Source organism: Chitinophaga sp. 9-1-y (assembly GCF_059511905.2).
In genome coordinates this window covers 251,696-267,679 of the sequence record NZ_CM197955.1, presented here as the reverse complement: position 1 = coordinate 267,679, position 15,984 = coordinate 251,696, and the positions used below count along the sequence as shown (strand labels likewise).

Here is a 15,984-nt window from a genome sequence, read left to right as displayed (position 1 = left end):
TTTATAATAAGAATCCGATCACAAATAATACGATCATACCAATCACCATGGCAAAGATGTAAAATCCTACCTGACCATTTTGTAACAGCCGGATGCGTTGTCCGCCCAGTTGTACTCCACGGCCTACACCATTTACCAACCTGTCGATACCTGCTTTTTCTACAGTATCACGGAAGAAACGGCCTAATTCGTAGAGTGGTTTAACGATGATAGTATCATACAATTCGTCTATGTACCATTTGTTTTCGAGCACTTTTGCCAAACCGGTACTTTCTGTACCCGCATCTTCATAGTTCGCAAATTTCTGACGGGCGAACAGGATGAATACAATCACCAATGCACTGCTCACACCCATCAGCAACCATTCTGTACCATGCGACAAATGATGTGGTACCACAAAAGGAGCAGAAGGGGCAAAAACCGGCGCCAGGTATTCTGCCAGCAGGTTTTTCGTTCCAAATACTTCCGGCAAACCAACATAACCACCAATAACAGACAGTATTGCCAGTATTACCAATGGAATAGTAATAGGAGAAGGACTTTCATGGAGATGATGTTCCTGGTCATGTGTACCACGGAATTTACCAGTGAAAGTAATGTAGTATAAACGGAACATGTAGAAGGCGGTCATCAGTGCACCGATCAGGCCCAACACATATAATACCGGGTTATTGGCATATGCCTGCGCCAGTATCTCATCTTTAGAGAAGAACCCGGAGAAGCCAGGGATACCTGCAATAGCCAAACAGCCTACGAGGAATGTCCAGGCCGTAGTAGGCATGAATTTTTTCAGTCCGCCCATCTTCCGGATATCCTGTTCACCGCCCATGGCGTGAATGACAGAACCGGAACCAAGGAATAACAGGGCTTTGAAGAACGCGTGTGTCATTACGTGAAACACCGCCGCTCCGTAAGCACCTACGCCGAGGGCAAGGAACATATAACCTAACTGGCTCACCGTAGAGTAGGCCAGTACTTTTTTAATATCGTTTTGCTTTAACGCAATAGAGGCGGCAAACAAAGCGGTAGCCAGACCAATGATGGCAATCACAGTTTGGATATGTGGGGCCAGTGTATATATGACGTTGCTGCGTGCAATCATATAAATACCGGCAGTTACCATGGTAGCCGCGTGGATCAGGGCAGATACAGGAGTAGGACCCGCCATCGCATCCGGTAACCAGGTATATAAAGGAATCTGGGCCGATTTACCCATCGCACCTACAAACAGCAACATGGCAATAGCGGTGATAATACCGTTATTCATACCCAGTGGCGCTGCTTTGGCAAATACGTCGGGGAAAGTAACCGTACCAAATTGCATGATCATAAAGAAGATGGCGATCAGGAAACCCAAGTCGCCAATACGGTTCATGATAAATGCTTTCTTAGCGGCATTATTGTAGCTGGTATTTTTAAACCAGAAGCCAATCAGGAGGTAAGAGCAAAGTCCTACACCTTCCCAGCCAATAAACATCATCACATAGTTGGCGCCCAGCACCAGGATCAGCATAGAGAAAACGAAGAGGTTCAGGTAGGCAAAATACCTGGCGAAACTCTCATTACTTTCATCATGCATGTATGAAGTGGAGTAGATATGAATCAGGGTACCTACGCCGGTGATCACCAGCAGGAAAAGGGCACTCAACTGATCTACCTGGAAAGCAAAAGGAATATGCAGGGAACCTACATTAATGAAATCAAACAGGGTCACTACCTGTGCAGAAAATCCCGGAGTTTTCACTTCCAGGAATATTAATAAGCTAATCACAAAGGACGCCAGTACAGCGCCACTTCCAACAAATCCTACCAGGGACTTGGATAAAAATCTGCGTCCCAATCCATTCACCAGGAAACCTAATAATGGTAAAAATGGTACCAGCCAAACTAGATTAATCATTTATCAATTCTATTTACGACGTCGAAAAAGTTAATAATTAAGAAAACCCTGAATTATTAATTTTTCAGCCTGTTAAGAATGTTAATATCTACTGAGTGTGTATTTCTGTAGACCATCGTAATGATAGCCAATCCAACCGCTACTTCTGCAGCCGCTACCACCATAATAAAGAATACAAACAGCTGCGCCGATCCGGCATCTACCCTGCCTGCATCTGCCCACATTTTGGAGAATGACACCATCAACAGGTTTACCGCATTCAGCATCAGCTCTATGCACATAAAAATAATGATCGCATTTCTGCGCATCAGTACACCCATCACACCTATGCAAAACAAGGCGATACTCAGGAATATGTAATATTGAACAGGCATAAAATAAATTACGAATTACGAATTACGAATCACGGAAAATCCCGCCTACCGTATATTACTAGTCTTTTTTACCAATTACTACGGCTCCTACCATTGCACTGAGGAACAGGATACTGCTCACTTCAAATGGTACTACGTATTGTTTGAACAGGAGCTGACCGAGATTTTGAATCAAACCAATCTCCGTAGCCTGTGTGCTCAATGCCGGCATGCTGGCATCGCGCAGCGCGGCCACCAATACTACCAGTAAAGCACCCCCGCTGATCGCACCTGCATATTTCAGCCAGTTGCGTTTCTGCGGCTCCAGTTCAGCATTCAGATTCATCAGCATCATCACGTACAGGAACAATACCATGATGGCACCTGCATATACAATGATATGCACTACTGCCAGAAACTGGGCATTCAGCATGATATAATGCCCGGCAATGGTAAAGAATGTTACGATCAGGCACAATACGCTCGTCACAGGATTCTTACTCAATACCACGCCCAACGCTGATACCAGCGCGATGACCGACAGCACCATGAAAATTATTTGTTGTATACTCATTCCCATCTCTGCTATGTTTGACTATGTATTTTTAGCTAAATGTGCGCTGTGAATAATATTATTTGTTCTCTTTCGGATGAGGAATCAACAGGTCATCTTTTCCATAGATAAACCCTTTACGCTGATAGTTTGCAGGCGCAAATGTTTCAGACATATATACTGCATCTTTAGGACAAGCCTCTTCACAAAAACCACAGAAAATACAACGCAGCATATTGATTTCATATTTCGCCGCATACTTCTCTTCTCTATACAGGTTTTCTTCTCCTGGTTTTCTTTCTGCTGCTTCCATAGTAATGGCTTCAGCAGGACAAGCTACTGCACACAATCCGCAGGCAGTACATCTTTCACGTCCTTCTTCATCCCGGTTCAATACATGTAAACCACGGAACACCGGGCTAAAGTCACGTTTCTTCTCAGGAAAACTTACCGTTGCCTTGCGTTGAAAAAGGTGCTTGAATGTAATACCCATGCCTTTTGCAATAGCCGGGATATACAACTTCTCTGCGAAGGTCATCGGCCGGCGATCTACTGCTTTTGCCCTGTTTGTTAATGCTTGCATAAATGCTTTATTTAATCCACACTACCGTGTGTATTTAATTAGATGATATTAATGTTGACGTGCCAGTATTACCGCTCCTGTGATCAGCATATTCACCAATGCCAATGGAATCATTATTTTCCAACCCAAACGCATCAGCTGATCATAACGGAATCTTGGAACGGTCCAGCGCACCCACATAAAGAAGAATATAAAACCAATCGTTTTAATAAACAACGCCAGGAATCCGAGAATCGTAAGCAGGTTACCATCCAGGCCCAGCTTATCCATATATGGGAAAGCATAACCACCGAAGTACATGGTAGAAATGAGGGCTGAACTGATAAACATGTTGATATATTCCGCAAACAGGAAGAAACCGAGTTTCATGGAAGAATATTCCAGGTGATAACCACCATTCAACTCATTCTCCGCTTCCGGTAAGTCGAAAGGAGCACGGTTACATTCTGCGAAAGCACATACCAGGAAGATAAAGAAACCTAATGGCTGATAAATAAAGTTCCATAAGCCATGACGCTGCTGCTCTACGATGTCTTTTAAGCTCAGGGAGCCGGTTAACATCAGCAGGGCGATCAAAGCCAGACCCATAGGCAGCTCATAGGAGATAATCTGAGAAGCCGCACGGATAGAAGCCAGCAGGGAAAATTTGTTGTTAGATGCCCAGCCTCCGATCATAATACCATACACGCCCATGCTCACCACACCGAAAATGAAGAGGATACCGATGTTTACATCCGCTACTTGCAGGGAAATGGTACGACCGGCAATTACCAGGCTGTCTCCCCAGGGAATTACGGCGCTGGTCATACAAGCCACCATCATGGCAATAGACGGTCCCAGGATGAAGAGGAAACGGTTGGAATTAGTAGGAATAATTTCTTCTTTAAAGAAGAGTTTACCACCATCTGCGAGGGGTTGTAACAGTCCCATGGGACCCGCACGGTTAGGACCCAGACGATCCTGTATCCATGCTGCTACTTTTCTTTCTCCCCAGGTAGAATACATGGCCACTACCAATGAAAGGACCAGTACCACTGATATCAGGAGTACTTTTTCAATTATAAAAAACCAATCTATGCTTAATAAGGTCATACTTACACGTAATTACGATTGTTACTTCTTAAAATCATCAGAGTGAGCCGGGCCGGGGATCTTGGAAAGATCAATCTCCGGTCTGTTTACCTGGCTTTCAGAGTGAATATTAAACACCAGTTTAGGTTGTCTTCCATCCAATACTTCCACCAGCGCATCTTTAGGTTTCACGGTATTCACGTAGTGACCCTGGGAAATAACGCTGTTACGTTCTATTTTGCGTGGACCTTCAATGATCCAGTCTTTCGCTTCTTTTTTATCAAAACGGCAGGTATCGCATATAAATGCTTCTACTTCTCCGTATTTGTCCTTGCGGGCAGTTACTCGGAATACTTCGTCACCACGCATCCACAATACTGTTTTACCGCAGCATTTAGGATTTTCGCAGTTACGGTGTGCATCTACCGGTTTCAGGAACCATACGCGGTTTTTGAAACGGAAGGTCTGATCTGTTAACGCACCTACGGGGCAAACATCAATCACGTTACCGATAAAGTCATTATCCAGGGATTGGGAGATGTAAGTACTGATTTCAGATGCATCTCCACGGCCCAGTATCCCGTGTTCACGTTTTTCGGTGAGTTGATCAGCGGTATACACACAGCGGTAGCAAAGGATGCAACGGGTCATGTGTAACTTAATATGATCACCGAGATCTACTTTATCAAAAGTTCTGCGTTTGAATTCGTAGCGGGTTGCGTCTGCACCATGTTCATAGCTCAGATCCTGCAGATGGCATTCTCCGGCCTGATCACATACCGGGCAATCCAGTGGGTGATTCAGCAGCAGGAATTCCACCACTCCTTTACGTGCGTCCAATACTTCCGGAGAAGTGATGTTGGCTACTTCCATACCATCCATTACAGTGGTACGGCAGCTGGCCACCAGTTTAGGCATAGGGCGCGGATCGGCATCTGAACCTTTGGATACTTTCACCAGGCAGGTACGGCATTTACCACCGCTACCCTGCAGTTTGGAGTAGTAACACATGGCTGGCGGCACTATTTCTCCTCCTATCTGCCTGGCCGCATTCAGTATGGTTGTACCGGGTTCCACCTCTACAGAGATGTTATCGATTTTAACCTTAAATAATTTTTTTTCCTCCGCCATCTTATTATAGTTTTTGCCTGCAAGCTGCGCAGCAGCAACGAAGCAAAGTTTATGATTTTGTAACTTATTTACTATTCTTTGGTTTGCCTCCCCTATTATACCGCAGCTGGTGCTGGTAACGGATCTGCATAATGCGCCAATCCGAAATTACGGGTTTGTGATTCCTGCGGATTAGCCACGTGCCATTCGAATTCATCGCGGAAGTGACGGATAGCTGCTGCTACCGGCCATGCTGCTGCATCACCGAGCGGGCAAATCGTATTTCCTTCAATTTTGCGTTGAATATCCCACAGCAAATCAATGTCACTCATTTTGCCTTTACCATATTCGATATTGTGCAACACTTTCTTCATCCAGCCGGTACCTTCACGGCAAGGGCTACACTGACCGCAGCTTTCGTGATGATAGAAGCGGGCAAAAGTGAGGGTGTTACGAACAATACACTGGTCTTCATCCATCACAATAAAACCACCGGATCCCAACATGGAACCGGTAGCAAAACCTCCATCAGCCAGGCTTTCGTAGGTCATCATGCGCGTTTCTCCTTTGGCTGTTTTCAGCAGCAGGTTAGCAGGTAACACCGGAACAGAAGATCCACCGGGGATACAGGCTTTCAGACGTTTGTTATTTTTGATACCACCGCAATATTCATCAGAATAGATAAACTCCTCCACGGAGATATTCATTTCGATTTCATATACGCCGGGCTTGTTGATATTACCGCAGGCAGAAATCAGTTTGGTACCGGTAGATTTGCCGGTGCCGTATTTAATATATTCGTCACCGCCGATGTTCACAATAGGTACTACAGCTGCGAGTGTTTCTACGTTATTCACCACGGTAGGTGACTGCCATAATCCTTTTACCGCCGGGAATGGAGGTTTAATACGTGGATTACCGCGTTTACCTTCCAGGGATTCAATCAGGGCTGTTTCTTCACCACAGATATAGGCGCCTGCACCGCGTTGTACATATATTTCCAGGTCAAAGCCGGTACCCAGGATATTTTTACCCAGCCAGCCTTTGTTCTTAGCTTCTGCAATGGCTTGTTCCAGGATATCCGGAATCCAGGCGTATTCACCGCGAATGTAGATATAGCAACTGTTAGCACCGAGGGTAAAGCTGGAGATGAGAAGTCCTTCGATGAGGAGGTGAGGGATAAACTCCATCAGGTAGCGGTCTTTGAAAGTACCGGGTTCTGATTCATCCGCGTTACAAACGAGGTAACGGGGAACACCTTCTGGCTTGGCGATGAAACTCCATTTCATGCCGGTAGGGAAGCCTGCACCACCACGCCCTCTCAGGCCGCTCTTTTTCACTTCTTCCAGTACGCCATCCGGTCCGAGCGTTTTCAGCGCCTTTTCAGCTGCCGCATAACCGCCGTTGCTCCGGTAAGTATCATAGTACCGGATGCCTTCAATATGTGCTTTATCTAACAGTAATTTGCGTCCCATTGTCTTCCTTATGGTGTAATGGTTCCGGTATTCCCGTCCCCATCAACAGATTTTTGTGTATATCTTTTATGCCTTACGTATGCCGTGTTGCGAAATGCGGTCTGCCAGTCTGTAAAACAGCAGGCCGGCGCTAACACCACAGATAAAGGAAACAAACCAGTTGTCGATCCGCCATAATGCGGTGAGTAATCCCATCAGCAACAGCGCTTCTACGAGCTGCAGTTTATGACGCTGATACATTTCCTTTAAACGCATGAATATATTGTTTTTCGGATGCATCAGTTTGCGTTTGCTTTAGCCCTGCATTCTGCAATGATCTCATCTACCTTGGCCGGTGTGAGGTGTTCGCGGTAATGTTTTCCTAATTGCATCATAGGCGCATATCCGCAGGCACCGAGGCATTCTACTGTTTTCAGGGTGAATAACCCATCTGCAGTGGTTTCGCCTACACCGATTCCCAGTTTGCTTTTAATATAATCAATGATCTGATCGGAGCCACTTACCATGCATGGACCGGTTTGGCATACCTCAAAAAGATAGGTGCCTACTGGTTTCAGGTTGTACATGCTATAGAAAGTTGCTACCTCGTATACTTCAATTGGTTCGAGTTGCAGTAACGTTGCCACGTAGTCCATTGTTTCTGCACTTAACCATCCACCAAATGCTTCCTGAGCCAGGTGCAGCACCGGTATCAATGCACTTTTCTGCTTCCCTTGCGGGTAGCGTGCAATGATTTCTTTTACTTTATTCAGTTTCTCTTCCGAAAATTGAACCACAGCCATTATTTTAATCAGCTTTAATCTTCAAAATATTCTTTAGCAGATTCGTGTTGTCACCGCAAGTGGCTACTACGCATCCAGCTCACCTGCAATCAGGTTCAGGCTACTCATACAAACGATCGCATCACTCAACATGCCGCCCTGTACCAGTTCAGCATATGCCTGGTAGTAAATGAAGCAGGGACGGCGGAAGTGCAGTCTGTAAGGACTACGGCCTCCATCGCTGATCAGGTAAAATCCAAGTTCACCATTCGCACCTTCTACGGCATTGTACACTTCACCTGGTAATATATCTGTTTCACCCATCACTATTTTAAAGTGATAGATGAGTGCTTCCATTTTCGTATATACATCCTCTTTAGCAGGTAGGTAGTAAGCCGGAACATCAGCGTGGTATACATCTGCAGGCAGTGTTTTCAGTTTATCCATCGCCTGACGGATAATGCTGAGACTTTCCCACATTTCTGCGTTACGTACCAGGAAGCGATCGTAGCTATCACCAGTAGTACCTACAGGAACGGAGAAATCAAAATCCTGGTAAGAGCAGTAAGGATTAGCTACGCGGACATCGTAATCCACTCCTGCTGCGCGCAGGTTAGGACCGGTGAAACCATAGCTGAGGGCTCTTTCTGCGCTGATACCGCCCACACCCTGGGTACGCTCCATGAAGATACGGTTGCGGGTAAGCAGGGTTTCAAATTCTTTCAGTACAGCAGGATATTCAGCGAGGAAGCGTTCTATTTTAGCAAATGCAGCAGGCGTGAAATTTCTTTCAAAACCACCGATACGGCCAATGTTGGTCGTAAGACGGGAGCCACATATTTCCTCATAAATTTCGTATATCAATTCCCGATAGGTCATCACGTATACGAAACCGGTTAATGCGCCGGTATCTACTCCCATTACGGAGCTACAGATCAGGTGATCTGCAATACGTGCCAGCTCCATGATGATGACGCGCAGGTAGTCTACTCTTTTAGGCGTTTCAATACCCAGGAGTTTTTCTACGGTCAGCAACCAGCCCATATTATTAATAGGGGCGGAGCAATAGTTCAAACGATCGGTGAGTGGTGTAATCTGGTAGTAAGGACGACGTTCTGCAATTTTCTCGAAAGCGCGGTGGATATACCCCACGGTAGAAACAGCGCTTACAATACGTTCGCCATCGATTTCCAGAATATTCTGAAATACGCCGTGTGTGGCCGGGTGAGTAGGACCCAGGTTAAGCGTAGTCGTATCTTTTTCTATCGAGCCTTCCGGCAGTTTTATATGTTGTTTCTGATCTAACATAACCTGGTTGTATTAAATAGTTCCTCCCCTTCCAAACATCTCATCATCTTTATCAATACGCATGGAGTCTTCCAGCGGAAATTCCTTTCTCATAGGGAAATAGGTCATTTCATCCACATTCAGTACGCGTATCAGGTTAGGATGCCCAACAAAGTTGATTCCGAAGAAATCATACGTTTCGCGTTCCATCCAGTTGGCAGATTCGTACAACTTGGTGGCGGTGAAAACATCTGGCTGAGCTACCGGCGCAAATACTTTCAGCCGAAGCCTGATGTTGTCCTGCAGGTTATGCAGATGGTATACGACTGCCAGTTCTTCATTTTTTCTATCCGGATAATGCACAGCAGTGATATCCGTTAAAAAACGAAAACGCAACTCCTCATCATCAAACAGGAATTGCATTACTTTCAGGTTATAATCTTTCTGTGCGGTGAGGGTAAGCAGCCCAAACGGCTCCTCAAAGCCGGTTAGCACATCTCCAAACTTCTCCGTCAGGCGTTGCTGTATGCGTTCGTTTGTTAAAGACATTAACAATTTGAAATTTACGATTTACAATTAACCATTCTCCTCCTTACTTGATGCCGTATGACTCCATCAGCTCCCTGTATCTGTCGGAGTTGCGACGGCGAAGACTTTCATTACCTACGAGGTCCTGTATTTTCATGAAACCATCGATAATGCCTTCTGGTCTTGGAGGACATCCCGGCACATATACATCTACCGGAATCACCTGGTCAATACCCTGTAATACGGAATAGGTATCAAAGATACCACCACTGCTGGCGCAGGCACCTACGGCCATTACCCAGCGGGGTTCAGCCATTTGCAGGTATACCTGGCGTACAATAGGCCCCATTTTCTTGGAAATAGTACCCATTACCATCAGCAAATCGCACTGACGGGGCGTAAACGCCATACGTTCCGCACCAAAGCGGGCCATATCATAGGTAGCTGCCATTGTAGCCATGAATTCAATTCCACAGCACGAAGTGGCAAAAGGTAAAGGCCAGATGGAGTTTTTACGCGCCAGGCCTATTACTTTGTCAAATGATGTGGCATAAAATCCTTCACCGGAATATCCCTCAGGGATCTCCACCATTTTCACCTTGTTATTATATTGAACCGGACGAGCCATTGGATTAAGTTTAGCGTTTTAAAATTAGTCTTCCCACTTCAGAGCGCCTTTCTTCGTAATGTAGATAAATCCACACAAAAAGAAGCCCACAAACATCAACACTGCCATAAAACCCTCCCATCCCAGTGCCTTGAAATTAACAGCATACGGATAGAAAAAGATTACTTCCACGTCAAATAACACGAAAAGAATAGCGGTAAGAAAGTATTTGATGGCCATCGGCTGACGGGCATTTCCCTTCTGCTCGATACCACTTTCAAAGTTAATAAGCTTATCGCTGGTTTTGCGCTTGGGACCCAAAAAGTGAGTAGCTAACATCGTGATCCCTACGAAACCTAAAGCTGCAACTAATTGCAATACTATAGGGAAATAGCTAAAAGGAGTAGTCGTTGCTGACAAAAATACAGTATCTGTATACATAAGCTTCCCGATAAAAACATTGTCCGAATGCGCAAAAATACTGTAAGTTGACCAAATATCAAATCTATTAGGGGTTAAAATATTATCTTTTTTCACCAACCGGAAACTAAAAAACCTCCTGTGGGTACAGGAGGTTTTCAGTTATTATATCGTATTTACGACTTATTTCTTGTTCTGACCTTGCTTGGCAGCAGGTTTAGGTGCTGGCTTGCTAGCTGCTTTTTCACGGGCAGCCATGTTTTCAGTGATTTGTTTAGCGGTTTCGTTGTTTGGATCTAATGCAGTCAGTTTATCTGCATAGATCTTCAAATTCGCTTTATCTTCTTTATAGTAGTAGTACAGCATTTCGTAGCTGTAGGCTTTGATCAGCGTTTGCTTATTTTTAGCCGGGTCACCTTCTGACATTTCAATGTATTTGTCATAGTATGGCTTAGCTATACCAGCCTGCGCCTGCTGATCTTTCGCGTTGTTGGTATAACCTCTCCAGTAGTAACCGGTACCCAGGTCAGGTTTTACTTCGATTACTTTCTGGAACGCCATATCTGCTTTATTCAGCAGGGTAGTGTCATATGGATTCACTGCCACAGCGCCATAGAAATAGTTAAGGCCTACGTTGAAATAATCGATCGCCTGCAGTTGTACTTTGTTGGCCACAGATAATTCGTTGGCTTTTTCGTACCACTCAGCGGCAGCGGTGTAGTTCTTCGCTGTTTTCAGCTGTTCTGCAATCTGGATAAAGGTTTCCGGATCTTTAGCAGTGATAGAGCCTGCATATTTTTCCAGGTAAGCCAGTCCTTTGTTAGTGTAATCGGTTTGGGTAGCCACATCACTTGATTTCAGCTTCATATAAATGGTACTCAGCAACTTATAGTCGTTGGAATCCAGTTTAGACTCACCTACTTTAGTGGCGTATTCATCCATTACCTGTTTAGCGTTCAGGGAATCACCTTTCTGCAGGTAAGCATCACCTATCAAGAGGCTCAGCTTATTCTGGTAGAAAGCGTCTGCACCTGGCATGGTAGCTTTACCTTTACTGATGGCTGCATCATAATCTTTCTTGAAGAAGGAGATATAAGCAGACAGGTATTCGTTTTTAGTTTTATCAGCCGGATCTGCTACAGCCATGTATTGTTCCAGGTATTTAGCAGCATTTTCCCAGGATAACTGATCCTTTTTAGGCGTGATGTAGAAGTTAAACAGCTCGTAGAAAGCAGGACCATATTTAGGATCCATGTTGGTAGCTTTGGTGTAATCAGCTACTGCTTCAACTTTCAGTCTTGCATTGTAGTTCACCAAACCTTCTTTCATTACAGCTTCTGCATTGTTAGGATCCAGTTCCAGCGCTTTTTCATAAGTAGTGATGGCTTTACCACCATTTTCACCACCCAGGAAGCGGAGGGCATCTCCCATTTCAATATAATCAGCTGCGGTAGCAGTGTATTGTTCTTTTTTCTTGCGTCCTTCGTTGTTCAGGAGTTTTTCCATGATGGTCAGTGCGTAAGGACGGTCACCACCTTTTACTTCAGTGTTGGCATCAGCGATAGCGCGGGCAACATCTCCATCACGGCCTTGTGTAGCAGCGCTGGCAGCTTCAAATTTTGTTTTGGCAGCAGCAGCATCACCTTTCAGCAGATCAATACGTCCCATTCCTACCTGTAATAAAGCGGAAGTAGGCACTGCCTGTAACCCTTTCTGGAAGGTAGCAGCAGCACCTGCCACATCTTCCTGACCGAGTTGTGCTATACCGAGGTAATAATAAGCTTTGTCCTCCGTAGGCTTTGCGGCAATCACTTTCTCAAAATTCTGCTTGGCAGACAGATACTTACCATAATACAGGTCTTTCAATCCATCTTCCACAGATTGGGCCATCGCACCACTGGAGGCAGCGCAAAGCAGTGCTACGATTAAACTTTTCCGTTTGTTCATGCAATCTGGTTTTTTAGTTTTAGTTGTGTTTTTTTTCTACTTCAGATTGGCTTCTCTGAATACTACATTCAACCGGGCCGGGAATAAACGAAACTGCTTTATCACCAGTTGTCCTTCATAACTGCCGAGGAAGGTTGCAAATCCATTGCCAAGCCCATGATAGGGCTCGTTCAGGCAAAAGAAGAAGCCACGCTTTAATGGATAGGTACCAATACCAATATAAGCTTGGTATGGCTTAACAAAATCCGAACCATTGTCTGCCCTAAGCCTTACAACGGATACTTTTCTTGTAAAAGCCATCGCTGTTGAGTCGGCAGGATCAGAGATCCAGCTCACCCCTATCACTCCTATCGCGTCTTTATTTTTGGACACGTAATCCACCACTTCCGGGTTGGTTTTGGCAGCCATGGTATTGGTTGGCAAAGGCTTACCCATGTTGATGGAGTCCAGAATATATCGCACGGTGCTTGAGTTGGCATTATCAAACACCAGTTGCCATTTTCTTTCGTTGTTGGTGCCATTCATAATCCCGCGTACCTGTTCCATATTTAATATAGAATCAGGATTCTCTTTATTTACCACCAGGGCCAGGGCGTCCCAGGCCAGTAACAGGCTGGTAGGCTTATATTTCAATTGTTTGAAATAATCGAGTTCCTGTTGGTTAAAGTCGCGCGTCACGATCACCAGTCGGGCACTATCATTTAAAAGATCTTTAAAGCACTCAGTCTCCGGTTTATAAGTAGGGATGATATGTGCTTTGGGATACAGTGATTCAAAAACTTTTATTTCAGAATCTATCAGCGGTTTATATGTCTCATCCACACTAATGCGGATGGTTCCTTCTGTAGCTGTATCTAATTTTTTCGCATTTGGATTGGGGCCACAGGCCGCCATCAAAATAATTGCTGCTAAATATACAGCATTCATCTTTCTAAAACTGAAAAACATATCACACCTCTTTAGTTCCTGTTAATAAAAAGTTTTCTCACTCCGTTGTAAACCCTAAAGAGGCCGTAGATCATTAACACCGCACCCGCAATACTCATTGTAGTAGGGGATATACGGAACTGTGCCAGTCCCAGTTTTTCCGCAAAAATTGCGAACAAACCAAAGAGTATAAAAAATAACCCCCTGATCAGCTCACCCATTGGCCGATACCTGCTTTCCTGTCTTCTGCTTGTTTGTTCTTCGTGTGTTTCCATGTTTGCGAATTACAATTATACAAAAAAAAATTTTTTAATCGGGTAAAGAGAATTTTAGAAGAATGTTAAAAAACTGCCGCAAATCTGCACTCAATTACTTATCCGGCCGCAATTTGAGGCATTTTTTCAACATGTTGTAATATTTCGATTTAAAATATCATCATTTCCTGCATTTTACAGTTTGCAGCCTTTTATGCTTTATAACACTAAAATTCTTCCTTTTATACCTGTTTTCATGATAAAGATGCAAATCAATGCACATTTCCATAATATCTTGTAGGTTTGCGGCCTGATATTCAACTATTGATCCGCATGAAAATATTGATGGTTTGCCTGGGTAATATCTGCCGTTCACCACTGGCAGAAGGGATTATGAGGCACCTCGCCGAGGCGAGGCAACTGGATTGGGAGATCGACTCCGCCGGCACCGGCAACTGGCATATTGGCGATGCCCCGGACCGCAGATCCGTAAACATTGCCAGGAAAAACGGGGTAGACATATCCGGCCTCCGTGGCAGGCAGTTTCAGACCACAGATTTCGATACATTTGACCGCATCTATGTAATGGACCGGAGCAATTTTAATGATGTCACCCGCAAAGCACGTAACGAAGCAGACAAAGCAAAAGTCCATTTCCTGCTGCCAGAGCAACAGGAAGTACCAGATCCCTGGTTCGATGATGCATTATTTGCCCCCGTATATACAATGATTTATGAGGCCTGTGAACAGATCGCAGACCAGCAACAATAAAACTTTTAATAATTTTTTGAGATGATAAAACCCGGTATTCCTAAAGGCACCCGCGATTTTGGCCCGGTGGTAGTAAGAAAACGTAACTATATCTTCCAAACCATCAGAGATACCTTTGAAGTATTCGGCTTCCAGCCGCTGGAAACCCCTGCGATGGAGAATTTGTCGACCCTCATGGGGAAGTATGGAGAAGAAGGAGATAAGCTGATCTTTAAAATCCTGAACAACGGGGAAATTTACGAACAGGCACAACAGGCTAAAGATAGCCGTGAACTGGCCAACCTGTTAACAGAGAAAGCATTAAGATACGACCTTACCATTCCTTTTGCAAGATATGTAGTGATGAACCAGCATGAACTGGCGCTGCCTTTTAAGCGTTACCAAATGCAACCGGTTTGGAGAGGAGACCGTCCAGCCAAAGGCCGCTATCGTGAATTCTACCAATGTGACGCCGATGTAGTAGGGAGTAATTCATTGCTGAATGAAGTGGAATTATTACTCATCTACGATGCTGTATTCACTAAATTAGGCTTGCAGGGATATGAACTCCGCATTAATAACCGCAAGATACTCGCTGCCCTGGCGGAACTGGTTGGTAAAACAGACATGCTCACCGACATCACCATCTCCATAGATAAACTGGATAAAATTGGTATGGATGGCGTAAAAGGGGAACTGCGTGAACGTGGATTAACAGAAGAAGATATTACCATCATTGAAAATTTCCTGGGAATTAAGGGCGACAACCAATCCGTGCTTACCCAACTCCGTACCCTCTTTGCTGCTTCTGAGACGGGCAAAAAAGGTATCGAAGAACTGGATTTTGTACTGCATTCCGGCTATACTACTTTTAACACGACTCCTATATTAGACCTCACATTAGCACGTGGTCTTAACTATTACACCGGGCTGATTGTAGAAGTAAAAGCACCTGCCACCGTGAAAATGGGCAGTATTGGTGGTGGTGGCCGATATGATAACCTCACCGGCACCTTCGGTTTGGAAGGCATTTCAGGTGTAGGTATCTCTTTCGGCGTAGATCGTATTTACGATGTCCTGGAAGAATTGAAATTATTCCCGGAAACGGCGCAGCAATCTACCAAAGTGCTGTTCCTGAACCTTGGCGAAGACAGTGCCCGCGCTGCTTTTGGTTATATGATGCAATTACGGCAAAAAGGTATTGCGGCCGAATTGTTCCACGAAAACGCCAAGATGGATAAACAAATGAAGTATGCCGATAAAAGAGGTATCCCTTATGTTATTATCCTGGGAGAATCAGAATTACAGGAGAATATGCTGAGTGTGAAGAATTTGACGAATCGTCAGCAGGATAAAATTAGCGCAGCAGCGTTGCTGAACTATTCATTCTGATAAATAGCTATAAAAAAGAAGGCCCCCCGCTAAATTAGCGGGGGGCCTTCTTTTTTATAGACTTAC

Annotated in this window: 18 protein-coding genes; 2 read left to right on the top strand and 16 right to left on the bottom strand. The window is 44.7% G+C overall.

Annotated features, from left to right (window positions below):
* Window position 1 precedes the first annotated feature (1 nt).
* The 16 genes from nuoL to AC5ZC7_RS01200 all read right to left on the bottom strand — a co-directional run bounded on the left by nuoL (window position 2) and on the right by AC5ZC7_RS01200 (window position 13,797).
* The gene (gene nuoL / locus AC5ZC7_RS01275; RefSeq protein ID WP_496159967.1) at window positions 2-1,900 is read right to left on the bottom strand and encodes an NADH-quinone oxidoreductase subunit L; all 1,899 of its coding nucleotides are present in this window, start codon (window positions 1,898-1,900) and stop codon (window positions 2-4) included.
* Between the two features lie 56 nt (window positions 1,901-1,956).
* Window positions 1,957-2,274, bottom strand: a complete 318-nt coding sequence (gene nuoK / locus AC5ZC7_RS01270; RefSeq protein WP_079469422.1) for an NADH-quinone oxidoreductase subunit NuoK — start codon at window positions 2,272-2,274, stop codon at window positions 1,957-1,959.
* Window positions 2,275-2,332: 58 nt separating this feature from the next.
* Entirely contained in the window at window positions 2,333-2,833 is a 501-nt protein-coding gene (locus AC5ZC7_RS01265) for an NADH-quinone oxidoreductase subunit J family protein (protein ID WP_291922713.1), read from the bottom strand.
* A gap of 52 nt (window positions 2,834-2,885) precedes the next feature.
* Window positions 2,886-3,389, bottom strand: coding sequence for an NADH-quinone oxidoreductase subunit NuoI (gene nuoI / locus AC5ZC7_RS01260; protein WP_496159968.1), 504 nt, complete (start codon window positions 3,387-3,389; stop codon window positions 2,886-2,888).
* Between the two features lie 48 nt (window positions 3,390-3,437).
* Entirely contained in the window at window positions 3,438-4,481 is a 1,044-nt protein-coding gene (nuoH, locus tag AC5ZC7_RS01255; RefSeq protein ID WP_496159969.1) for an NADH-quinone oxidoreductase subunit NuoH, read from the bottom strand.
* Window positions 4,482-4,502: 21 nt separating this feature from the next.
* On the bottom strand, window positions 4,503-5,591 hold the full coding sequence (locus tag AC5ZC7_RS01250; protein WP_496159970.1) for a 2Fe-2S iron-sulfur cluster-binding protein: 1,089 nt from the start codon (window positions 5,589-5,591) through the stop codon (window positions 4,503-4,505).
* A 95-nt stretch (window positions 5,592-5,686) separates the two neighbouring features.
* Window positions 5,687-7,045, bottom strand: coding sequence for an NADH-quinone oxidoreductase subunit NuoF (gene nuoF, locus AC5ZC7_RS01245; protein ID WP_496159971.1), 1,359 nt, complete (start codon window positions 7,043-7,045; stop codon window positions 5,687-5,689).
* Between the two features lie 66 nt (window positions 7,046-7,111).
* Complete coding sequence (locus AC5ZC7_RS01240) at window positions 7,112-7,300, bottom strand: hypothetical protein (RefSeq protein WP_496159972.1); 189 nt, start codon at window positions 7,298-7,300, stop codon at window positions 7,112-7,114.
* 23 nt (window positions 7,301-7,323) lie between these two features.
* Window positions 7,324-7,827, bottom strand: coding sequence for an NADH-quinone oxidoreductase subunit NuoE (locus tag AC5ZC7_RS01235; protein WP_496159973.1), 504 nt, complete (start codon window positions 7,825-7,827; stop codon window positions 7,324-7,326).
* 66 nt (window positions 7,828-7,893) lie between these two features.
* A complete protein-coding gene (locus AC5ZC7_RS01230) occupies window positions 7,894-9,114 on the bottom strand; it encodes an NADH-quinone oxidoreductase subunit D (RefSeq protein WP_496159974.1) in 1,221 nt (406 codons plus the stop codon).
* A 12-nt stretch (window positions 9,115-9,126) separates the two neighbouring features.
* Window positions 9,127-9,642, bottom strand: coding sequence for an NADH-quinone oxidoreductase subunit C (locus AC5ZC7_RS01225; RefSeq protein WP_496159975.1), 516 nt, complete (start codon window positions 9,640-9,642; stop codon window positions 9,127-9,129).
* A gap of 43 nt (window positions 9,643-9,685) precedes the next feature.
* The gene (locus tag AC5ZC7_RS01220) at window positions 9,686-10,249 is read right to left on the bottom strand and encodes an NADH-quinone oxidoreductase subunit B (RefSeq protein ID WP_496159976.1); all 564 of its coding nucleotides are present in this window, start codon (window positions 10,247-10,249) and stop codon (window positions 9,686-9,688) included.
* 24 nt (window positions 10,250-10,273) lie between these two features.
* A complete protein-coding gene (locus AC5ZC7_RS01215) occupies window positions 10,274-10,765 on the bottom strand; it encodes an NADH-quinone oxidoreductase subunit A (protein WP_496159977.1) in 492 nt (163 codons plus the stop codon).
* 66 nt (window positions 10,766-10,831) lie between these two features.
* A complete protein-coding gene (locus AC5ZC7_RS01210) occupies window positions 10,832-12,595 on the bottom strand; it encodes a tetratricopeptide repeat protein (RefSeq protein WP_496159978.1) in 1,764 nt (587 codons plus the stop codon).
* Between the two features lie 36 nt (window positions 12,596-12,631).
* On the bottom strand, window positions 12,632-13,543 hold the full coding sequence (locus AC5ZC7_RS01205; RefSeq protein WP_496159979.1) for a substrate-binding domain-containing protein: 912 nt from the start codon (window positions 13,541-13,543) through the stop codon (window positions 12,632-12,634).
* Between the two features lie 11 nt (window positions 13,544-13,554).
* Entirely contained in the window at window positions 13,555-13,797 is a 243-nt protein-coding gene (locus AC5ZC7_RS01200; RefSeq protein ID WP_291922686.1) for a hypothetical protein, read from the bottom strand.
* Between the two features lie 312 nt (window positions 13,798-14,109).
* Between AC5ZC7_RS01200 and AC5ZC7_RS01195 the strand changes: the two genes are divergently transcribed.
* Both AC5ZC7_RS01195 and hisS read left to right on the top strand, forming a co-directional pair.
* Complete coding sequence (locus AC5ZC7_RS01195; protein ID WP_496159980.1) at window positions 14,110-14,547, top strand: arsenate reductase/protein-tyrosine-phosphatase family protein; 438 nt, start codon at window positions 14,110-14,112, stop codon at window positions 14,545-14,547.
* 21 nt (window positions 14,548-14,568) lie between these two features.
* Window positions 14,569-15,918: a histidine--tRNA ligase gene (gene hisS / locus AC5ZC7_RS01190; protein WP_496159981.1), complete on the top strand. Its 1,350-nt coding sequence runs from the start codon at window positions 14,569-14,571 to the stop codon at window positions 15,916-15,918.
* Window positions 15,919-15,984 lie beyond the last annotated feature (66 nt).